The organism is Plesiomonas shigelloides (genome assembly GCF_900087055.1).
In the GTDB taxonomy this organism is placed as follows: domain Bacteria; phylum Pseudomonadota; class Gammaproteobacteria; order Enterobacterales; family CAMTGL01; genus Plesiomonas; species Plesiomonas shigelloides.
Map to the genome: position 1 here is coordinate 3,243,587 of NZ_LT575468.1, position 20,929 is coordinate 3,264,515.

Genomic DNA, 20,929 nt, shown 5'->3' on the forward strand with positions numbered 1-20,929 from the left:
TTAGCTGTCAGTTACAGTGAAGTTTTATGGCAAGGAAAAGGGCACAGGCAGCCCGACAAACCAACGGCAATACTCACCACCTCGCAGTTACGCTAACGCCGCGCATTTTTTCAACCGAAAATTTTTTTTGTGACAAGGAAAAGTGCCCCGATTTTTACTGGTTAATGACCGTCAACGCATTAGAACGCGCTGAAGCTAAAATGGCGGCTTTTATAGCCTTTTGTGAGGGCATTTTGTGAGGCTGGCAATGGCGGTACGGGCTGTGATCCACTGAACATTTCGCCATCTATACTAATGTTAGTATCCGAGTATGGAAGAATGGAAAAGGAGCAACATCATGGCATATCAACATCTTCTGGTCGCTGTCGACCTGTCGCCGGAAAGTCACTATCTGCTGAAAAAAGCCATCGGCGTCGCCAAGCGTAACGATGCCAAAGTTTCGCTGATCCATGTTGATGTCAATTACTCAGACCTGTATACCGGCCTGATTGATGTCAACCTTGGGGATATGCAGCAGAAGATTTCCGAAGAAACCCATTCTGCCCTGCGTGAACTGGCGCTGAATGCCGGCTATCCGATCACCGAAACCTTAAGTGGCAGCGGCGATCTGGGACAGGTTCTGATGGATGCGATCAAGCAATATGACGTGGATCTGCTGGTGTGTGGCCACCATCAGGATTTCTGGAGCAAGCTGATGTCATCTGCACGCCAGCTGATTAACAATATCCCGATTGATATGCTGATTGTGCCGCTGCGCGACGAAGACTAAGCTCAGCAGAGCCCGATAGCGCGCATCGCCAACGCGCGTTTTGAGCATTCATACAACTCCCGCCCACGGCGGGAGTTTTCATTATTCATCACTCGTCGCGTTTACGCGGCTTACACAGATAACGCTTTTTGCGCGCACTGCGGCCACAACGCTCACAGGTAAATTTCGGCTTACGGGTGATCTCGCACAGCAAGGCGAAGTGCTCGCTGTATTCATCCCGCCCCCATTTGCATAACCGGCGAATTTCCACCTTGATGACCTCCGGTGACTCTCTAGACCAAACCACCGTGGCTGGCCGTTTTCTACACGCTGGCACACCGGCGCGATAGCGTCAATCGGTTAACTGGCAGCAGGCGTAACATAAAGATCGAAACGGTGATTTTTGGTGCTGATGGCCGCGCTCGCCGGTTGATTGGCTAACGGCTCGGCGTAATCCGGCCGCTTAACCACCACCCGTTTACGTGCCACGGCGCGCGCTGGGGTCAGCAAATCATCGGCATCCAGATCCGCGCCCACCAACGACTGAAATACCCGCATCTCTTTTTTCACCAAGGCCGATTTGGTTTTGTGCGGATACATAGGATCGAGATAGACCACATCTGGCGCTGGCGACAAAGTGGCCAACACCTCGATGCCCGAGGCGTGCAGCAGTTGCATGCGCTCGCGCATCCAGCCGCCGATTTCCGGATCGGCATACGCCCGCTGCAAACCATCATCCAACAAGGCGGCGACTACCGGATGACGCTCTAACAAACGCACCCGACAGCCGATACTGGCCAGCACAAAGGCATCGCGGCCCAGGCCGGCGGTCGCATCCACCACATCCGGCAGATAGCCTTTTTTTACGCCGACCGCTTTCGCCACCGCTTCACCGCGGCCACCACCAAAGCGGCGACGGTGCGCCATAGTACCACCGACAAAATCCACGCAAATCGCGCCCAGCTTTGGCTCATCGCGTTTACGCAGCTCCAGACGCTCAGCGGTCAATACCAGCGCAAACTGCGCCTCTTCATCATGCTGCAGCTGCCAGCGCTCAGCTAAGACGGCCAGCTCAGGCGCACGCGCCGCAACGTCAGTGGACAGGTGGATCGAATACAAAGCTCAACTCCCGCAGGTTGGCAGCGCCGCATACTTAGCGCCGGCAAGAAAAAAGGGTGCAATTATGCACCCTTATGATACTACATCTCACGCGCGGTATTTCACGCTACACGCGAGTTAACGCAGCAGTTAGCCGGCAATGCCTTTATGACGCAGTAAGGCATCCAGCTGTGGCGCGCGACCACGGAAACGCTTAAACAGCGCCATTGGCTCTTCCGAGCCGCCACGCTCTAAAATGCAGTGCAGGAAATCTTGTCCGGTCTGCGGGTTGAAAATGCCCTCTTCCTCAAAGCGGGCAAACGCATCGGCAGACAGCACTTCCGCCCACAGGTAGCTGTAGTAACCCGCGGCATAGCCACCGGCGAAGATGTGGCTAAAGCTATGCGGCATCCGCTGCCAGCTTGGCGCTTGCAGTACCGCCACTTTGGCTTTCACATCGTGCAGCATCTCCAACACCTTGGCACCCTCGGCCGGAGAGTATTCGTGGTGCAGACGGAAATCGAACAGCCCGAATTCCAGCTGACGCAGAACAAACATTGCCTCCTGATAGTTTTTCGCCGCCAGCAGTTGGGACAGCATTTCCTGTGGCAGCGGCTCGCCGCTTTCATAGTGACCGGAGATGAACGCCAGCGCTTCGGCTTCCCAGCACCAGTTTTCCATAAACTGGCTTGGCAGCTCGACTGCATCCCACGGCACGCCATTGATACCGGACACCGCGCCCGTATCCACTTCAGTCAGCATATGGTGAATGCCGTGGCCAAATTCGTGGAACAAGGTGGTGACTTCGTCATGGGTAAACAGCGCCGGCTTATCGCCAACCGGTTTATTGAAGTTACAGGTCAGGTAGGCAACCGGTTTTTGCAAACTGCCATCGAGGCGACGATTACGGCCGATGCAATCATCCATCCACGCCCCGCCGCGCTTGTGTTCACGGGCGTACAAGTCTAGATAGAAGCTGCCGCGCAGCTCGCCTTGGCCGTCAATCAGCTCAAAGAATCGGACACTCGGATCCCACACATCCACACTGCCGGCTGGCAGCTCGCGCGCTTCGATACCAAACACCCGACGCAGCACTTCGAACAAGCCGCTGATCACGCGATCTTCTGGGAAGTACGGACGCAGCGCCTCATCGCTGATGGCAAACAGGTGCTGTTTTTGTTTTTCGCTGTAATAGGCGATATCCCACACTTCCAGCGTATCGACGCCGCACTGTTCACGGGCAAACGCGCGCAGCTCCGCCAGCTCTTTTTCCCCTTGTGGGCGAGCGCGGTTGGCCAGATTGTTCAAAAACTCCAGCACTTGCTGTGGGTTTTCTGCCATTTTGGTGGCCAGCGATTTATCGGCATAGGTAGCAAAGCCCAGCAATTGGGCCAGCTCATAGCGCAGCGCCAGAATTTCAGCGATCAGTGGCGAGTTATCCCACTGGCCGGCATTCGGGCCTTGATCGGAAGCGCGGGTGGCATAGGCCTGATACAGCTCTTGGCGCAGCACTTGGTTATCACAATAGGTCAGCACCGGCAGATAGCTCGGGATATCCAGCGTCAGCAGGTAGCCCTCTTGGCCTTTGGCCTGCGCGGCAGCAGCGGCCGCTTGCAGCGCGCTCTCTGGCATCCCTTGCAGTTCGTTAACGTCAGTGACCAGCTTGCTCCAGCCCATAGTGGCATCCAGCACATTGTTGCTAAACTGGTTAGACAGCTCTGACAGGCGAGTCATGATCTCGCCGTAGCGTTGCTGCTGCTCGGCAGGCAAGCCGATGCCGGACAGCTCAAAATCACGCAAACTGTTTTCCACCGCTTTGCGCTGGGCGGAAGTCAGACGGCTGAACTCTTCGCTGTCATGCAGCGCCTTGTAGGCTTGATACAAACCGGCATGTTGGCCCATCCAAGTACCGTATTCGGATAACAGCGGCAAACACTGCTGATAAGCTTCACGCAATTCGGGGGAATTTTTCACCGCATTTAAGTGACCGACCGGTGACCACAAGCGGCTCAGGCGGTCATTCACCTCTGCCAATGGCTCACACAGGTTCGCCCACGTGTACGGGGTATCCTGCGCCAATACGCGCTCAACCTCGGCGCGGCAGTCGGCAATGGCCTGCTCCACCGCCGGCAGCACGTGCTGCGGCTCGATTTGTGAGAACGGTGGTAATCCGGTGAAGCTTAGCAGTGGGTTGGAAGACTGCAGGTTGCTCATGGTCAGTTATCCTTAAAATGTATTATCTCTATTAAGATGGCGATCCTGCAGGCGAAATTCAATGCTCACTCAGGCATAATATGCGACCTAAGAGAGAGGTCACCATGCTCAGCTATCGACACAGTTTTCATGCCGGCAACCACGCCGACGTTTTAAAGCACACCGTTCAGGCGCTGATCATCGACGCCCTGAAACAAAAAGATAAGCCGTTCGTGTATCTGGATACCCACTCTGGTGCCGGTCGTTATTACCTGAAAAGCGACCATTCAGAGAAAACCGGTGAATATCTGGAAGGCATTGGCCGAATTTGGCAGCGCGATGATATTCCCGAGCTGCTGCAGCCTTACCTGTCGGCGGTGAAAGCGGTTAACCGCGGTCCGCAGCTGTTTTATTACCCGGGCTCGCCGCTGATTGCCCAGCATCTGCTGCGCGATCACGATCGCTTGCTGCTGACCGAACTGCATCCGACCGATTTCCCTCTGCTGCGCCATGAATTTCGCGAAGACCCGCGTGCCTCAGCCAAGCGCGGTGACGGTTACCAACAGCTGAAATCTCAGCTGCCACCGAAAGAGCGTCGCGGTTTAGTGCTGATTGACCCGCCGTACGAGCTTAAAGATGACTACCAGCAGGTCGTGACCGCCATTACCGAAGGCTACAAGCGCTTTGCGACCGGTACCTATGCCATCTGGTATCCAGTCGTGCTGCGCCAGACCATCAAGCGCATGCTGCGCGATCTGGAAGCCACCGGCATTCGTCGCATCCTGCAAATCGAGCTGGGCGTGCGCCCGGACTCCGATCAGCGCGGCATGACCGCCTCCGGTATGATTGTGATCAATCCACCGTGGAAGCTGGAAAGCCAGATGCAAGAGCTGCTGCCATGGCTGACCGAGGTGATGGTGCCAGAAGGTACTGGCCATCACAGCGTGACTTGGGTCGTTCCGGAATAAATGCTGGCATAAACTCGGCTCACCATTTCCCCTTGGGGAATGTCACGAGTAAGTAAGCACTCCGGTGCACTGCGCCGTCCTGACTGGGCGGCGTTTTGTCATCTGCGCTAAATTTCCCCGTGACAATCTTAGACCTTGGCCGCAATTTCACACTGCAAGCATCCACCTAAGCAGGTTTTCAGCGCGCAGTCAGATATAGTGAAATCAAATAGCGTCACTCGGGTATAGCCAACCGCGTTTTTACACATCGCACATGAACCTGACGCTCAGTGAAAGCATCAACAGGAAGTTAGGCCACGTCAGCAATCACCTGACCCACACAACGGCCATCAAGGATGAGGCAGCACAGTGCCAGTACGCACCACCGCAACTTGCAGCTTATTGCGCCAGCGTTATCTTTTGCACCGTGGCGGGATCGCCTTGGTGGCGGGCATCGTGTGCGCGCTATTGTCGTTATTTAGCAGCTACCAACAACTGCGCCAGCAAGCCTTACAGCAACAGCACAAAGCGGTTCAACAACTGCGCGATTATTTTGAAACCCAGCAGCCCTTTAGCCGTAACTGGCAAAATCGGTTACTGACCTTAAGCCACTACCCGTGCACGCAGGTGCAACCGCAGCTGCAACAAGCGGCCACCCAAGATCACAGTGCGCGTAGCTACTTACTGGTTCAGCAAGGCCAAATCCACTGCTCTTCGTCCACCGCCGATGAAGCGCGCATGTTACAGCCGTACCTCGATTTACTGTTGCAACACCCACGCACGCCGATGTTGCTCAAAGAGATGGCTGGTAGCGCGCCAGTGCTGGTGTACTGGTGGCCGCACAGCAGCCAAGCCGAGCAAGGGGTGCTGTACGTGCAAGATATCTACCCGCTCACCCATATCCTATTGCGTCCACAGCTGCCGTATATCACCGGCCTGAGTATGGATGTGAGCTACCCCTATCCACAGACCTTGCGCAGTATCGCGCCCGATGACGCCACCTTCGCCACGCCAAAAGCCCGCTGGCAAGACAGCGCCCATCACGTCACCCTCAACGTGTATGGCCCAGAAGGGTGGCAGCTGGTGCCGCTACTGAGCGGGATGCCGGTCTCCGTTGCCCTGTTACTCGGCTTGTGTGTGTTTATGCTGGTGTTCCATCTGTACAGTGACCGCCACCATTTCAGTCACGATCTGCGTGCGCTGATCCGACAGAAAAAACTGCGCATGCATTATCAGCCGCTGATCGACTGCCAAAGCGGTCGCTGCGTCGGGGTGGAAGCCTTACTGCGTTGGACACCACATGGCATCACCCAATCGCCGGATGCCTTTATCAGCCAGCTGGAACAGCATCATCTGATGCCGCACCTGACCCATCACCTGATGCAGCTGATTGCCCAAGACATGCAGCGGCTACCGCTGGATAACCTGCCCGCCGGTTTTCGGGTCTCCGTGAATATCTCCCCCGATCACTTCAACGAGCCGGCGCTGCTGGATAACACCCGCACCTTACGCCAAGCGCTGCCGACACAAACGCGCTTGATTTTGGAGATCACCGAGCGCAGCCCGCTGCATTTCAATGCCAGCCAAATTCGCCAGCTCGACGCCTTACAAGCACTGCCGGATGTGCACCTAGCACTGGATGATTTCGGCACCGGCCACTGCACGCTAGGTTACTTAAACCAACTGCGCCCTGATTACCTGAAAATCGATAAACGCTTTACCGCCAGCATTGATGCCCAAGGGATGGATACCGTGGTGCTCGACAGCATCATTGCGCTGGCACAGCGCCTAGGGATCGCCTTGATTGCCGAAGGGGTCGAAAGCGGGGTGCAGGCCATGTATCTGCGCCAAAAAGGGGTGCAAACCCTGCAGGGATTCTTGTTTGCCCGCCCTATGCGGATTGAGGAACTGCAGGAGTGGCTACAAAACCCGATGCAGAAATTTGCCGGAGCCTGCCCTCTATCGCTAGAATCAATCCATTAGAGCAAGGCTCCTGACAATGGACGGCAAACAATGACCAAACATTATGATTATCTGGCAATCGGCGGTGGCAGCGGCGGGATCGCCTCGGTCAACCGAGCAGCAATGTACGGCAAGAAGTGTGCCCTGATTGAGGCGAAAGCCCTCGGCGGTACCTGCGTGAATGTCGGCTGTGTGCCGAAAAAAGTGATGTGGCACGGCGCCCAGATTGCAGAAGCCATGCACCGCTACGCAGCAGACTATGGCTTTGATGTGGATGTAAAACAGTTCGACTTCCAGCAACTGATCGCCAGCCGCGAAGCGTACATCGATCGCATTCATCAATCCTACGAGCGGGTTCTGGGCAACAACAAGGTTGACGTGATCCAAGGCTTTGCCCGTTTTGTCGATGCCCACACCGTGGAAGTCAACGGCGAGCAAATCACTGCCGATCACATCCTGATTGCTACCGGTGGCTATCCAACCCGCCCTGCCATTCCCGGAGCCGAATACGGGATTGATTCCGATGGTTTCTTTGCCCTGCGCGAGCTGCCAAAACGGGTCGCCGTGGTTGGCGCAGGCTACATCGCGGTAGAGATTGCCGGCGTGATGCATGCCCTCGGCGCGGAAACTCATCTGGTGGTGCGTAAGCACGCCCCGCTGCGCAGCTTTGATCCGATGTTGGTCGATACGCTGCTGGAAGTGATTAAAACTGAAGGCCCAGAGCTGCACACTCAAGCGGTGCCACAGCGCGTAGAAAAACACACAGATGGCAGCTTAACGCTGCATCTGGAAGATGGCCGCAGTCTGCACGTCGATTGCCTGATTTGGGCCATTGGCCGTAAACCGGCTACCGATCGTCTAAATCTGGATGCCAGCGGCGTGGAGCTTGACGATCGCGGTTATATCCGCGTTGATATGTACCAGAACACCAATGTGCCGGGCGTGTATGCGGTAGGGGATAATACCGGTCGCATCGAGCTGACACCGGTTGCGGTAGCAGCGGGTCGTCGTCTGTCTGAGCGTCTGTTCAACAACAAGCCGAACGAGCACTTGAACTACGACAACGTGCCGACCGTGGTGTTCAGCCATCCACCAATCGGTACAGTGGGCTTAACCGAGCCACAGGCAATCGAACAGTATGGCGAAGCCAATGTGAAGGTCTACACCTCGTCCTTTACTGCCATGTACACGGCGGTCACTCAGCACCGTCAGCCGTGCCGGATGAAACTGGTGTGTGTCGGTGCCGAGCAGAAGATTGTTGGTATCCACGGCATCGGCTTTGGTATGGATGAAATCCTGCAAGGCTTTGCTGTCGCCATGAAGATGGGCGCGACCAAGCGCGATTTCGACAATACCGTGGCGATTCACCCAACGGCAGCCGAAGAGTTTGTGACCATGCGCTAAGGCGCAATGCCAAGATCTACTGATGCGGCCACCGCAGGTGGCCGCCTTTTACTGTCCGCTACCACTGCTCGCCGCTCTCACATTATCCAGCCAATTAGCTTAACGGCTCACACAACGCCTGCAGCATTTCCTCATCTTGGCCGGGCCAATAATTAAACGGCGAATCCATCATCAAACGCATCATGACACGTAAAATGCCGCCGCGATAATTAACTAACAGATAATCCACCAGCACATCGAATAAACACAAACTGGCGATAATAAAAATACCAAGGAATAAAATCATCCTGATTTCATACGACATGAGGCCTACCACCCTACATCCTGCAAGTTTGGCTAAATGGTGCTATAGCAAGGCGAAAAAATATATTTGTTTCGCAAAACAATACGTTGTGATCACGGTTAAAATCGTAAAGAAATATAAGACATAAACAAACCACTACAAACCATTCGCAACTGATACGCAACAGCACTCACTGCATCTAAGACTGACTTTCAGCTAGCATTGTTCTGACCGAACCGCGCATCCACCGAATCGCAAATAAAAAAATTCCCACATCGCCCCACAGCAAAGCGCAGGAAAAATGCAGGAAATCTCTCGCCCACCGCTTAAATATCGCAGGCGGATATATACCCAAACAACTTGAAGTTGCAGGCAGGCGGCAAGTGAGTGAATCCCCATGAACATAGGTAAACTATGTGATTGGGGTGAACAAACGTAGCCAACACCGCTGCAGCTTCAAGTAGGAAGGGTATAGCGCGCCTCATCAGGCAAAAACACCGCTTACATAGCGTGTTTGATGCCTTTTTTCACCAGCCACCAGTTCATCGGATAAGCGGTAAAAAAGCCGGCCACCATGGCAATTTGCATCATGAACCAGTACACCGCACTGAGGCGTGGCATATCGGGGGCAAACAAACCAAACAGCACAATCGCCATCCAGATATACATCCCAATCTGCCAACAGATCAGGGATAACACATCCGCCTTGATGGCGTTTTTCAACGCCGCCGCCGGGGCCATACCCATCTGACGGGCAGGCAGATACTGAAAGGCAATGCCAAGCAGTAATGCCAAGCAAAAATCCAGTGTCCAACTGCCAAATATCGCGCTGCCAAACAAGGTTACCGGCACACACAGAACCCACACTTCACCGATAATATCGGCCAACGTACAGCCAGTGCCGCAGTGGGTGCTGGTTTTAAACACGTTTTTCCAAGTCACTTTGCCGTGATGCATCATCATCATGCCATGCATATCGTGCATATCGTGCATATCGTGCATATCGTGCATATCGTGCATATCGTGCGCAGTGTGTTCGCCCGCCGGCGCGTTTGTCATCCCCGGCATGGTATGAGAATGCACCATGGCATGCGCGCCCTTCGAAACTGCATTGGCACGACCAAACCAAAAATAGGCGATTAATCCCAATAAGCCGAAATACAAGGCGTTAATGGGCCACGCAATCGCCATGATCGACATTGCTTGCGGATGATGTCGAATATCCCAATAAATAATGACGGCGCTCACCAAAGCACTGAGCAGCCAAAACCAAGCCAGCGTCTGCAACCATGCGGGAAATAACATACAGCAACTCCTTGTGCGCATCGGCCCCGTAATAACTCTAGTCAAGAACGCTTGAATAAGAGACGACCAAAATAGCAAACGGCGTCATGCACGATAAATGAACAGTAGTAAAACGGTAACACAGCAGGATGTTGCAAACGGCAAGAATGCGTTTCAGTGGAATAATTGGTCAATTAACGATAGCAGGAGCGTAAACCGACGCACTTGGTGCGCCAATAAAAAGACCGGCAATGCCGGTCTTTTTCAGAGGGAATTCACTTAGCGCAATCAATTAATAAAACACACCAATAATAATGGTATGGATCACTAATCCCGCCACAACCGGAACCATTGTGCGTTTAACTACCGCAAATGGTGTTAAATGCGCGGCACTGGAAACCGCAATAATGACACCGGAGACCGGTGATACTGCGCGCCCCATATGTGATGCCTGCTGCATAGGCAGGATCATGCTGACCGCATTAGCACCCATGCTGCTGGCAATTTGCGGGATCAACTCAACGAATGCCAAGAAAGGCGCATTACCAGAGCCCATGACCATTGCGGCGGCAAACGTCACAATGGCAAACACCACAGCCATGGCAAATGGCGGCAAACCAACATGCAGCGCCAATTCAATCAACACATCTATTGCACCACACACCTTAATTCCATGAGCAAAGACACCTGCAGCAACCAATAGCCCAACCACGCCGGTAAAGGCTTGCCCCATCCCTTTAAGGAACACATCAAATCCAGCACAGACCTGCTTGGCATCTCGTAACCGAATCAACTCCAGTAACATACAGATAGCCATACTGATCAGCACGATAGTGGTGACATCCAACCGGATCCCTTGCACAAATAGCTGCGATGAGCCGACAGCCATCACAATCGGCAGCATTGGCAAACAGGCATATAACGCTGGCGCGCCTTGTTTTTCACCCTCAGAAACAGCGGCGGGCTGCGGCACAAAACCTTCCTGACGGTCGCAATGACGCTGCCAGAAAATATGCACGATCCCCATCAGCAATACGGTGACCAGTGCCGCCGGCCCCTGACTGAACAGAACATACTGCACCACATCTTGCTGCACCGCCGCCGCACCTCGGATCGCATCAATCGCTGTCGGCGTATATGCCACCGCCAACGAAGTTGCAATCACGCCAGCCGCGGAGCCCGCCGACAACCCCAGCCCCAGCATGATCGGGAACATCGTGCCCATCAATAGCACAGCCAGACCTGTTGCCGAAGGGATTGCCAATTGCAACGCACTGGCCAGCAGATATGAGCAAAACAACAGTGCGTAGGGTGAACGAAGGTTTTTCAGTGGCTTAGTGGCAACCCGCACGACGGCCGCATTGGCACCAATGTGATCCATATAATGGGCAAAGCCCATCAGCGCCATGATCATCATGCCTAACTGCGCTGCCCGACTGCTAAACAGATCGCGGATGACTTCAAATCCATCTAATGCCGCAATACCGGTTGATGGCACGGAGGACTGTAAGATCTTACCCCAGCCGAATAACTGGGTTGCTGCCATCAGCAGCAACCCGGCCAAAAGCAAAACTGGCTCCGCTTTATAACCGCGCAGGATCAGACGGGCGACCACCAGAATAACCAGCAGTGCCAGAATAATCTGAAACATTACGCCTCCTGCGGAGCAAAGCGCTGGGCGGTCACTTGCACCACTTCGGCCACCACGCGACTGGCGGCTTGCAGTGAGTCCACCGGCAGGTATTCGTAGATGGAATGGAAGTTATGGGCGCCGGTAAAGATATTCGGGCATGGCAGACCATTTTGCGACAACACGGCGCCATCATAGCCGCCGCGCATTGGGATCACTTTCGGCTCGATACCCTGATTGCGATAGGCTTGCTTCACGATCTCAATCGGATAGGCGGAATCGCCCTGCAGACTATTGAAAACGTTGGCGTAACGGTCAGCCAGCTTGCACTGCACACTGCCTTCGCCCCACAATCCTTCACAGCTTTCGCTCAGCTGACGCAAAAACTGCATGCGCTTCTCATAGCCTTGCTGCGTGAAATCACGCACATCCATCTTCAGCACGGTGCGCGCGCTGTTGCCCTGCATCGTCTTGACCCAGTAGTAACCTTCACGCCCTTCGGTGTACTCCGGCGCTTCGCCGCCCGGCAGCATGGCGATAAATTTATGCGCCATCAGCAGGGAGTTTTTCAACTTGCCCTTGGCTGACATCGGGTGCGCCGATTGACCGGTGAATACGATTTCCACATCGCCGGCGTTCCAGTTCTCATACACCAGCTCGCCAATGCCGCAGCAATCCAGCGTATAAGCAAAGTCGGCGCCGAAATTGGCCACATCAAACGCTTTGGCGCCGCGCAGCCCCTGCTCTTCATCCGGCACAAAGCCCACTTTCACCGTCCCGTGTGGGATATCAGGGTTGGCTTGCAAGAATTGCAACGCATCCATAATCGCGGCTAACGCCGCTTTATCATCGGCGCCTAGCAAACTGGTGCCGTCGGTGACGATAATGTCCTGACCTTGGTAGTTGGCCAACTCAGGAAACTCCGATTGGCGCAAATGGATATCCAGCTCGGCATTGAGGCAGATATCGCCGCCTTGATAGTTCACCACCTGCGCGTGGGTATCAGTATTGAGCTCGGCGCTGGTATCTAAGTGACCGAAGAAGGCCACGGTCGGCAATGGGTACGCCACATTGCTCGGTAAGGTAGCAGTCACAATGGCGGTATCGCGCACTACCACATCAATCAAGCCCAGCGCTTCGAGCTCAGCGCCCAGCTTTTTGGCCAGCACCAACTGATTCGGGGACGACGGCATGATCCCCGCTGCACCGTTTTCACGGTTGGTGGTGGTGTTAATCTCGGTATAGGCAATAAATCGGTCAACAATATTCATCATCACATCCATCCCGACGACAATAAATTCGGTTATTATTCTGCTTACGGCCGTCTGAACGCGGCCACCGGCGCACAGCATGCGGATAAGCGACGCACTTTTCAGTAAGTCCGCGTCTGTTTTGTGATGTCACAAAGCGTTGTGACACAGATGCAACCAGTTTGCTGCCGACCTGTTTTACCGTGACCGGCCGCCCCATTCACGCCGGTGCATATTCCGATCAACTGAACATTTTTGAGAGAACCATGACCGAACTGGGCACCCTGTTTCCTGCCTGTCGCACCCTGCTGGGTGTTCCTGAATTTGATGCGCTGTGCCAGACGCATGCCCTCACGGCCGAACCAGCCGCGAGCACTGCGGCGCAGCTGATCGCGCTATTACAACAGCAAGAAGCAGACAGCCCATGGCTGGCCGACTTGGCCGAATTAGAGTGGGCCATTGAGCAGGCGGTGCAAGCCACGCCGAGCCCTGCGTTTGATTTGGCCGCGTTGCAGGCGTTATCCGCCGATGAGTACGCCGATCTGGTCTTCACGCCTACGCCGGGTATGAGCCTGATCCAGTCCGACTTTGCGGTGTTGGCGTTGTATCAGCAGGTGTTGGCCCCGCAAGAAGGCAGTGTGCTCGAGCTTGAGCAGCCGTGTCAGTTGGCCGTGGTTCCACGTAACGGACAAGCGGCGCTGTTGCCGTTGGATGATTTTGCCTTTGTCTTACTGGCCCACTTTGAGCAAGGTGGCACCTTAGGCCAAGTGCAAGCGATGGATCCGAGCCAGCTGCTGCCGGCCCTGATTGAACAAGGCCTGCTGTGCGGTTTTACGCTAGCGCGTTAACTGCCGAGAAGAGAGGCAAGACTAGCTGAATCGGTAGGCCAAATCGGTAGGCCAAATCAAGAGGAAAGTCGGGAAAATAGCGCGGGGCTGGTTATAACCAGCCCTTGCGTTTGAAGTACAGGTACGGCGCTAAACCGGCCAAAATCATCAAGATTAAGGCATACGGATAGCCGAGCTCCCAATGTAGCTCAGGCATAAACTCAAAGTTCATCCCGTAACTGGACGCCACCAGTGTTGGCGGCAGGAACACCACGGAGACCACCGAGAAGATCTTGATGATCCGGTTTTGTTCGATGTTGATAAAACCCATCGCCGCATCCATCAGGAAGTTCACTTTCTGGAACAGCGATTCGTTGTGCGGCTGCAAAGATTCGATATCGCGCAGCACCTCACGCGCCTGCTCCAGCTCATTTGCTGGCAGACGGGCTTTGCGCACCAAAAAGCTCAAGGCGCGCTGAGTATCCATCAGACACAAACGCACTTTCCAACCGGCATCTTCTTGCTCCGCCAGATTAGACAACGCCTCATCGAAATCATCGCCCTGCTTGCCTTCCAAGATCACCTTACCGATGGTCTCCAGCTCGCTATAAATGTTCTCAATGACATCGGCCAGCTGCTCGATTTTGGTTTCGAACAAGTCCAGCAGCAGCTCGTAGGCATTGCCTTCTTGTAGACGCTGAGTCCGCGCCCGCATCCGATACAAACGAAACGCCGGCAGCTCACGCTCACGCAAGGTGAACAAACGCCCATCACGGATGGTAAACGCCACCGTGGCGTTGCTGGCATAGTCTTCGTTGTCTTCGTAATAGAAGAAGGAGTGAATGTGCAGGCCATCTTCGTCTTCGAAGAAACGCGCACTGGCCTCAATGTCTTCCAACTCAGGACGGGTCGCCAACCCTTGTCCCAGCTCATGTTGTACCCGATCCCGCTCTTCTTCGTCTGGCTCGATCAAGTCAACCCACAGTGCTGAGGTGAGTTTATCCTGCTCGTCCAATTCCAGACGCTGTAAACGGCAATCGTCAAGTTTAAATGCGCTCAGCATGTGTCATACCTCCCCTTGCGGTTACGATATGAACAACGCTTTGAAGCACTGCCAGAAGCACGCAGCTTCCACCAATTCAAAACTGGTGCAATGAGATTTAATCAGATGCAGCGGACTTCAGGTAATGATGACGCGGTGCTTGCTGACAGCCAAACTCTGTCAACTCACACGCAGGAGAGGACAGGTTAACGGGCAAAAATCTCATTCCAGCATCGACTGGGTGTGTCCAAGGCGGTGTCCTCTCAAATGATAGTGCGCGAATGTTACGCCTGACAGGAAAAGACTGTCAACCGCGCAACCGGTCTGTAACGGATAAATTTTGTCCGCTCAGCGGTACAGGATGGCCGTTATCTCAGACAGTTGAGTAAAATAAGCCGTTTTTTTGCGCTTTCTGGGTAAAATCCCGCCATTAAGGGCGAAAAATAGCGCCATGCTGTCAACATGCTCACCGGCTCACTCTCGGTTTACAACCCCCAAACCACAGCTTGGCGGACGACCATGACACACGGATGACAGGCTTCGCAATGGCGCTGACCGCGCACCATTGCGAAGTGTTATAGCAAATGAAGTGTTGTAGCGGATTCCGCCCACAAAGGCAGTCGTTAGAGCGGACTCAAATTGGCGAACGCCACCACCAGCCACTTGATGCCCGCGCCATTAAAGGCCACTTGCACCCGCGCATGCTCACCGCTGCCTTCGGTATTGATGATGGTACCTTCACCGAACTTGGCATGCTGCACCCGCTGACCGAGGGAAAAGCCGCTGTCATTGCTGCGCATCGCCGCCGGCGCGCTGTTAAAGCGCGTCTGCGTAACCGGACGCGACACCGTGGCGCGCAAGCGCACCTCTTCGACACACTCATCCGGCAGCTCTTTGAGAAAGCGCGATGGACGATGATATTGCTCTTTGCCGTACACCCGCCGCGACTCGGCATAGGTTAAGGTCAGCTTTTGCATGGCACGGGTCACGCCCACATAGGCCAGACGGCGCTCCTCTTCCAGTCGTCCGCTCTCTTCGGCGGACATTTGGCTCGGGAACATGCCCTCTTCCATACCAACAATAAAGACCTGCAAGAACTCCAAGCCTTTGGCCGAGTGCAGAGTCATCAACTGCACCGCATCGTCGTAGGCATCGGCTTGCCCTTCGCCGGCTTCCAGCGCCGCATGGGTCAAGAAGGCCTGCAGCGGCGTCATTTCGTCGGCCTCTTCTGGCACTTCGAACTGACGGGTGGCAGTCACCAATTCTTCCAAGTTTTCGATGCGCGCCTGACCTTTTTCGCCTTTTTCCTGCTCGTACATCTGCCACAGCCCAGAGTGCCGGATCACATGATCCGTCTGGCGATGCAAGTCCATCTCCCACGTTTCGCTTTCCAGCGCGCGGATCAGCTCGGTAAAGCGCAGCAATGCGCCAGCCGCGCGACCGGCCAACACATTTTCGCGCAGCAGGTATTCCGCCGCCTGCCACAGGGTCTGCTGCTGATCGCGCGCCGCTTGACGCACTAAATCCAGCGTGCGATCGCCAATGCCACGAGCTGGGGTATTGATCACCCGCTCAAACGCCGCATCATCATTGCGGTTGGCAATCAAGCGCAGATAGGCCAGCGCATCTTTGATCTCTTGGCGTTCAAAAAAGCGCATCCCGCCATAAATACGATACGGCATACTGGCTTGCAATAACGCCTCTTCCAGCACCCGCGATTGGGCGTTGCTGCGGTACAAAATGGCACAATCACCGAGCGCGCCGCCTTTGTCTTGCCAAGCTTTAATCCGCCCGACCACAAACCGCGCTTCATCTAACTCATTAAACGCACAGTACAGGGAAATCGGCTCGCCGCCTTGACCATCGGTCCACAGCTTTTTGCCCATCCGCTCGCTGTTATTGGCAATCAAGGCGTTGGCGGCGGCCAGAATGTTGCCGGTGGAGCGATAGTTCTGCTCCAAACGGATCGTCTCGGCGCCGGCAAAATCATGCAGAAACTGCTGGATATTCTCGACCCGCGCCCCGCGCCAGCCATAGATCGACTGGTCATCATCGCCCACGATCATTACCTTGCTCTCATCGCCGGCCAGCATGCGGATCCACGCATATTGAATGCGGTTGGTATCTTGGAACTCGTCCACCAAAATATTGGCAAAACGGCTGCGATAATGCTGCAAAATCGCCGGTTTGTGCAGCCACAATTCGTGGGCGCGCAGCAGCAATTCGGCAAAGTCGACCAGTCCGGCGCGATCACAGGTTTCCTGATAAGCCTGATAGATTTTCAGCCATACCGCTTCGGTTGGGTTGCCGTAGGTTTCAATGTGCGCAGGGCGTAGCCCCTCGTCTTTCTTGCCGTTGATGTACCACGCAGCCTGACGCGGCGGCCAATGCTTTTCATCCAGATTCATGGCTTTGATCAGACGCTTCAGCAAGCGCAGCTGATCGTCCGAGTCGAGAATTTGGAAGTCTTGCGGTAAGCCGGCATCCAGATGGTGTGCGCGCAGCAGACGGTGCGCGATGCCGTGGAAGGTGCCAATCCACATGCCGTTTTGCGCGGTGCCGACCAGCTGTTCAATCCGGTGGCGCATCTCGGCGGCGGCCTTGTTGGTAAAGGTCACGGCCAAAATGGAGTACGGCGAGCTGTGCTCTACCGCCATCAACCAAGCGATCCGGTGTACCAGAACGCGGGTTTTACCACTGCCGGCACCGGCCAGTACCAGCAAATTGCTGCGCGGCGCGGCAACCACGGCGCGCTGTTTGTCGTTCAGGCCGTCAAGCAGAAGGGACACATCCATCGGGAAACCTACTGTGTTTTTATACAATATGAGGGATTATAACAGCTCACACAGCGAGGCCAACCGACGGATTTCCAAGGTCGGCAGGGTGCGGCTGTGATCGTCGCGGCGCAGCTGCCGCTGATGATCGTTCAACCAGCACGCTTGTGCGCCGGCATGGATCGCCCCTTGCACGTCCGTTTGCAGGTGATCACCAACGTGCAGCAAGCTTTCTGGACGAATGTCGAGACGCTGCGCCGCCAGCTGGAACATATCGGGATAGGGCTTAGCGCGCCCATCGGGGCCGGCGCGCAGACAAAACTGAAAGTACGGCGCCAGACCAATCAAGGCCGGATCGGCATTGCCATTGCTAATGGCCACCAGCGGCCAACGTTCAGCCAACGTCGCCAACACCTGCAAGGTTTCTTGCGGTACGCGGATGCGATTTCGCAAGCGGATAAATTCGGCCATCCCTTGCTGCGCGCCGCGTTCAGCCTCACTTTCCGCCATACCGTGCGCCACCAGCTCGGCGGCAATGGTCGCCCCACGCAGCGCCGTCATATCATGCTGCAACGCCGGCTCGCGTTGGGCGCGCAGATGGCGGCGTGCCGCCCAATCGGCGGCGCTCAAATGCGCTAACTGCGGATAGCGACGCCCTAACGCCGCGGCCGCATCCTGCTCGCAGGCGTGCATCACCGGCTCGTTGTCGTACAGGGTGTCGTCAAGATCAAAGCTGAGGGCCGCAATCGGCCGCAGCGGACGGAAAAACTGCATATCATGCTCCCGTAATACACTGCCGCAATGCCCGCCGCCCAGTTAGCCTCGTGAGTTAGCCGAGCGGGGTCGTGGCCATTGCGCCGCGTTATGAATCAGATTCGCGTTTAGCGCGTGGATGCGCCGCATCATACACCTTAGCCAGATGCTGAAAATCGAGGTGGGTATAGATCTGAGTGGTCGATAAATTGGCGTGCCCGAGCAGCTCTTGCACCGAGCGCAAATCGCCGCTCGACTCAAGCAAGTGACTGGCAAAGGAGTGGCGCAGTTTATGCGGATGCACGTGGCTGCTGACTTCCTGCTTAATGCCCCATTCGGCCATCCGTTTTTGCACGTTGCGAGTACTGATGCGCGTGCCGCGCTGTGAGACAAACAGCGCCTCATCTTGCGGCGCAAAACTTGGCCGCAGCGCCAACCAGCGCTCTAACCATGCTAACGCGGTACGGCCAAACGGCACCCGCCGCTCTTTGCTGCCTTTACCCAACACCTGCACCTCGCCACCGGCCAGATCCAGCATGTTGCAATTAAGACCAACCAGCTCCGACAAACGCAGTCCCGCACCGTACATCAGCTCCATGATGGCGCGATCGCGCACCGCCAGCGGATCGCTGTCGTTGACCGTCAGCAGGTGACCGACCTCATCCACATCCATGTTTTTCGGTAATCGTTTCGGCTTTTTCGGCGCCGCTATGCCGCGCGCCGGATTAGCCGCCAACTCGCCGTGCAGCACCAAATAATCGAGAAAACTGCGCAGCACTGACAACCGCAGCGCCTGCGCACTCTCTTTAAGCCCTTCGCGCTTAGCGCGTGCCACCAACTGGCGGATCCATGCGGCATCCAACTGTGGCCAGCTACGCAGTCCTATGCCCAACATCTGTTGCTGGATCACGCCTAACTGGCGTTGGTAGCTTTCCAGCGTTTTCGGGCTCAGTTGGCGCTCATTGCGTAAAAAGTCCAAGTACTGCTGCGCCAAAGAGTGCAGCGGGTTATCGTCGACCGGCGAATCGGTCGATGTCGTAGACACCGCAGAGGACGCAGCAGAAGGTAACGTGGTTCGCATCAGGAATGTCCGTTTATCAGGCGGGTGCGTGAGGCGAATACCCTCACGCGCGCCAGTTTAACTCGGTGCGCGCAGCGCCACCCACGCAGGCAACGCGTGCTCCACCATCGTCGCCACCTGCTGTAACAGGTGGGTGGCCATACCGGGCTGGAAATGCTGCGGGTCGCGGCTGGCAAACACCAGTACCCCCCATTCGCGCTCGACACCCAACCGCTGCAGGGCGACCGAGCCTACTCGCACCACATCCGGTAACAGCAATTGCTGCTCGACGGCATTCAAGGGTCCCAAGTAACTGGCCCCCGGAAAGAAACATTGGCCAAAGCGCTGTACCCGGATTGGCTCAAACTGCAGCTGACTCAATGCCAGCTCATGAGCCGTGCTCGGCGCGGTTAGCTGCCAGCTGTCACTAAAGAGGCGCAAACCACAGGCCAATAAGCCTTGCGCGCGGCTCCATTGCTGCAGCGCCTGCAGTCCGTCGGCCAAGGTCGGTGCCTGTAACAGCTGACGTTGCAGTGGTAACAGACTGAAAAACAAACGTTCGTTTTCCGCGGCACGCGCCAACAGCTCACGCTGCTGCTGTTGTAAGTCACTGACTTGCTGACGCAAGCTGAGCAGTTGCAACTCCACCAACGACACCGCGCCGCGGCTGTAATGCGGGATCTGCAAACTGTTCAGTAGCGTCGGCTGACGGATAAAAAACTGCGGCTGGCGCTGTAAATAGTCCGCTACCTGACGGTCGGTCAACGCCGGCGCCTCGGCCACTGGCCGCTCACTGATACTGGCATCACTCATGCCGGAGTTACTCCCTCTCAGCCCCTCTTACAGGGTGACAAATCCATCAAAAACGTGGGTCGCTGGGCCCGTCATGTACAACGGCTGACCGGCGCCGCGCCAGCGAATCTGCAGACTGCCCCCCGGCAGATCGACTTGCACCGACTCGCCAAGCAGCCCTTGCATAATGCCAACGGCCACTGCCGCGCAAGCGCCACTCCCGCAGGCCTGAGTTTCCCCCACGCCACGCTCGTATACCCGCAAACGGATGTGCTCACGGCTGACCACCTGCATAAAGCCGACGTTAACCCGCTCAGGAAAACGCTCATGACTTTCCAGCAGCGGCCCTAAGGTTTCCACTGGCGCACTATCGGTGCTCTCCACTTGCAACACACAGTGAGGATTGCCCATCGACACCGCGCCGTAAAACACGGTTTGCTCGCCGGCGCGCAGGATATAGGTTTTTTCCTCTTTCACCGCCCGCAGCGGGATGCGCGACGGTTCAAACTCCGGCACTCCCATGTTGACGGTGATCTGCTCGTCGTCTTGCACTTGCAAAATCATCTTGCCGACTTGGGTACTGACTCGAATTTCGCGCTTATTGGTCAGCCCTTTTTGCCGCACAAACGCAGCAAAGCAGCGCGCGCCATTGCCACACTGCGCCACTTCGCTGCCATCGGCATTGAAAATCCGGTAGTGAAAGTCCAGATCCGGATCGTACGGCGGCTCGACCACCAGCAACTGGTCAAAGCCGACCCCCCGATGGCGATCCGCTAATTTGCGGATCAGCTCCGGTGAAAAAAACAGGTTCTGGGTCACCGCATCCACAACCATAAAGTCGTTGCCCAGTCCATGCATCTTGGAAAATTGCACGCGGTTCTC

Annotated in this window: 18 protein-coding genes; 5 read left to right on the top strand and 13 right to left on the bottom strand. The window is 55.6% G+C overall.

All coding sequences use genetic code 11. The annotated features are described in order from the left end of the window. Nucleotides 1-337: 337 nt before the first annotated feature. Nucleotides 338-769, top strand: coding sequence for a universal stress protein UspA (gene uspA / locus NCTC9997_RS14435; RefSeq protein WP_010864969.1), 432 nt, complete (start codon nt 338-340; stop codon nt 767-769). An 88-nt stretch (nt 770-857) separates the two neighbouring features. On the opposite strand, the gene NCTC9997_RS15195 is transcribed toward uspA, so the two are convergent. From NCTC9997_RS15195 to prlC, 3 genes are all read right to left on the bottom strand, one after another. Beyond that, nucleotides 858-1,019 carry a hypothetical protein gene (locus NCTC9997_RS15195; RefSeq protein ID WP_010864970.1) on the bottom strand — a complete coding sequence of 54 codons (162 nt, stop codon included), beginning with the start codon at nt 1,017-1,019 and terminating at the stop codon, nt 858-860. Nucleotides 1,020-1,108: 89 nt separating this feature from the next. Further along, the gene (gene rsmJ / locus NCTC9997_RS14440) at nt 1,109-1,858 is read right to left on the bottom strand and encodes a 16S rRNA (guanine(1516)-N(2))-methyltransferase RsmJ (protein WP_052021690.1); all 750 of its coding nucleotides are present in this window, start codon (nt 1,856-1,858) and stop codon (nt 1,109-1,111) included. Nucleotides 1,859-1,996: 138 nt separating this feature from the next. Next, on the bottom strand, nt 1,997-4,060 hold the full coding sequence (gene prlC, locus NCTC9997_RS14445; RefSeq protein WP_064978319.1) for an oligopeptidase A: 2,064 nt from the start codon (nt 4,058-4,060) through the stop codon (nt 1,997-1,999). 104 nt (nt 4,061-4,164) lie between these two features. Between prlC and NCTC9997_RS14450 the strand changes: the two genes are divergently transcribed. The 3 genes from NCTC9997_RS14450 (at nt 4,165) to gorA (ending at nt 8,352) form a co-directional block, all read left to right on the top strand. Then, a complete protein-coding gene (locus tag NCTC9997_RS14450) occupies nt 4,165-5,007 on the top strand; it encodes a 23S rRNA (adenine(2030)-N(6))-methyltransferase RlmJ (RefSeq protein ID WP_064978320.1) in 843 nt (280 codons plus the stop codon). Between the two features lie 348 nt (nt 5,008-5,355). Then, on the top strand, nt 5,356-6,969 hold the full coding sequence (locus NCTC9997_RS14455) for an EAL domain-containing protein (protein ID WP_064978321.1): 1,614 nt from the start codon (nt 5,356-5,358) through the stop codon (nt 6,967-6,969). 30 nt (nt 6,970-6,999) lie between these two features. Then, nucleotides 7,000-8,352 carry a glutathione-disulfide reductase gene (gorA, locus tag NCTC9997_RS14460; RefSeq protein ID WP_064978322.1) on the top strand — a complete coding sequence of 451 codons (1,353 nt, stop codon included), beginning with the start codon at nt 7,000-7,002 and terminating at the stop codon, nt 8,350-8,352. 94 nt (nt 8,353-8,446) lie between these two features. Here the strand turns inward: gorA and NCTC9997_RS14465 are convergent, their stop codons facing one another. The 4 genes from NCTC9997_RS14465 to pepT all read right to left on the bottom strand — a co-directional run bounded on the left by NCTC9997_RS14465 (nt 8,447) and on the right by pepT (nt 12,820). Further along, the gene (locus NCTC9997_RS14465; RefSeq protein WP_039046110.1) at nt 8,447-8,638 is read right to left on the bottom strand and encodes a hypothetical protein; all 192 of its coding nucleotides are present in this window, start codon (nt 8,636-8,638) and stop codon (nt 8,447-8,449) included. A 498-nt stretch (nt 8,639-9,136) separates the two neighbouring features. Next, nucleotides 9,137-9,940, bottom strand: coding sequence for a DUF4396 domain-containing protein (locus tag NCTC9997_RS14470; RefSeq protein WP_064978323.1), 804 nt, complete (start codon nt 9,938-9,940; stop codon nt 9,137-9,139). A 271-nt stretch (nt 9,941-10,211) separates the two neighbouring features. Then, the gene (gene dcuC / locus NCTC9997_RS14475) at nt 10,212-11,570 is read right to left on the bottom strand and encodes a C4-dicarboxylate transporter DcuC (RefSeq protein ID WP_064978324.1); all 1,359 of its coding nucleotides are present in this window, start codon (nt 11,568-11,570) and stop codon (nt 10,212-10,214) included. Continuing rightward, nucleotides 11,570-12,820 carry a peptidase T gene (gene pepT, locus NCTC9997_RS14480; protein ID WP_064978531.1) on the bottom strand — a complete coding sequence of 417 codons (1,251 nt, stop codon included), beginning with the start codon at nt 12,818-12,820 and terminating at the stop codon, nt 11,570-11,572. Before pepT ends, dcuC begins: the two co-directional genes overlap by 1 nt. A gap of 245 nt (nt 12,821-13,065) precedes the next feature. Here pepT and NCTC9997_RS14485 point away from each other — a divergent pair, with 245 nt between their 5' ends. Continuing rightward, nucleotides 13,066-13,647: a hypothetical protein gene (locus NCTC9997_RS14485; protein WP_156669273.1), complete on the top strand. Its 582-nt coding sequence runs from the start codon at nt 13,066-13,068 to the stop codon at nt 13,645-13,647. 91 nt (nt 13,648-13,738) lie between these two features. Here NCTC9997_RS14485 and corA read toward each other — a convergent pair whose 3' ends face one another. The 6 genes from corA to dapF form a co-directional block, all read right to left on the bottom strand. Then, the gene (gene corA / locus NCTC9997_RS14490) at nt 13,739-14,689 is read right to left on the bottom strand and encodes a magnesium/cobalt transporter CorA (protein ID WP_010864982.1); all 951 of its coding nucleotides are present in this window, start codon (nt 14,687-14,689) and stop codon (nt 13,739-13,741) included. A 602-nt stretch (nt 14,690-15,291) separates the two neighbouring features. Further along, nucleotides 15,292-17,463 (bottom strand): DNA helicase II, encoded by a 2,172-nt coding sequence (gene uvrD, locus NCTC9997_RS14495; RefSeq protein ID WP_064978326.1) that lies wholly within the window; start codon nt 17,461-17,463, stop codon nt 15,292-15,294. A 36-nt stretch (nt 17,464-17,499) separates the two neighbouring features. Further along, a complete protein-coding gene (gene yigB, locus NCTC9997_RS14500) occupies nt 17,500-18,216 on the bottom strand; it encodes a 5-amino-6-(5-phospho-D-ribitylamino)uracil phosphatase YigB (protein ID WP_064978327.1) in 717 nt (238 codons plus the stop codon). A gap of 88 nt (nt 18,217-18,304) precedes the next feature. Next, complete coding sequence (gene xerC / locus NCTC9997_RS14505; protein ID WP_082935573.1) at nt 18,305-19,276, bottom strand: tyrosine recombinase XerC; 972 nt, start codon at nt 19,274-19,276, stop codon at nt 18,305-18,307. 57 nt (nt 19,277-19,333) lie between these two features. Beyond that, the gene (locus NCTC9997_RS14510; protein WP_064978328.1) at nt 19,334-20,068 is read right to left on the bottom strand and encodes a DUF484 family protein; all 735 of its coding nucleotides are present in this window, start codon (nt 20,066-20,068) and stop codon (nt 19,334-19,336) included. Nucleotides 20,069-20,095: 27 nt separating this feature from the next. Next, entirely contained in the window at nt 20,096-20,920 is an 825-nt protein-coding gene (gene dapF, locus NCTC9997_RS14515) for a diaminopimelate epimerase (RefSeq protein WP_064978329.1), read from the bottom strand. Nucleotides 20,921-20,929: the final 9 nt, after the last annotated feature.

Excerpts from the sequence above, each read along its gene's own strand:
- uspA (WP_010864969.1), top strand. The coding sequence starts at position 338 with ATGGCATATCAACATCTTCTGGTCGCTGTCGACCTGTCGCCGGAAAGT.
- prlC (WP_064978319.1), bottom strand. The coding sequence starts at position 4,060 with ATGAGCAACCTGCAGTCTTCCAACCCACTGCTAAGCTTCACCGGATTA.
- NCTC9997_RS14450 (WP_064978320.1), top strand. The coding sequence starts at position 4,165 with ATGCTCAGCTATCGACACAGTTTTCATGCCGGCAACCACGCCGACGTT.
- gorA (WP_064978322.1), top strand. The coding sequence starts at position 7,000 with ATGACCAAACATTATGATTATCTGGCAATCGGCGGTGGCAGCGGCGGG.
- NCTC9997_RS14465 (WP_039046110.1), bottom strand. The coding sequence starts at position 8,638 with ATGATTTTATTCCTTGGTATTTTTATTATCGCCAGTTTGTGTTTATTC.
- NCTC9997_RS14470 (WP_064978323.1), bottom strand. The coding sequence starts at position 9,940 with ATGTTATTTCCCGCATGGTTGCAGACGCTGGCTTGGTTTTGGCTGCTC.
- dcuC (WP_064978324.1), bottom strand. The coding sequence starts at position 11,570 with ATGTTTCAGATTATTCTGGCACTGCTGGTTATTCTGGTGGTCGCCCGT.
- pepT (WP_064978531.1), bottom strand. The coding sequence starts at position 12,820 with ATGAATATTGTTGACCGATTTATTGCCTATACCGAGATTAACACCACC.
- NCTC9997_RS14485 (WP_156669273.1), top strand. The coding sequence starts at position 13,066 with ATGACCGAACTGGGCACCCTGTTTCCTGCCTGTCGCACCCTGCTGGGT.
- corA (WP_010864982.1), bottom strand. The coding sequence starts at position 14,689 with ATGCTGAGCGCATTTAAACTTGACGATTGCCGTTTACAGCGTCTGGAA.
- uvrD (WP_064978326.1), bottom strand. The coding sequence starts at position 17,463 with ATGGATGTGTCCCTTCTGCTTGACGGCCTGAACGACAAACAGCGCGCC.
- yigB (WP_064978327.1), bottom strand. The coding sequence starts at position 18,216 with ATGCAGTTTTTCCGTCCGCTGCGGCCGATTGCGGCCCTCAGCTTTGAT.
- xerC (WP_082935573.1), bottom strand. The coding sequence starts at position 19,276 with ATGCGAACCACGTTACCTTCTGCTGCGTCCTCTGCGGTGTCTACGACA.
- NCTC9997_RS14510 (WP_064978328.1), bottom strand. The coding sequence starts at position 20,068 with ATGAGTGATGCCAGTATCAGTGAGCGGCCAGTGGCCGAGGCGCCGGCG.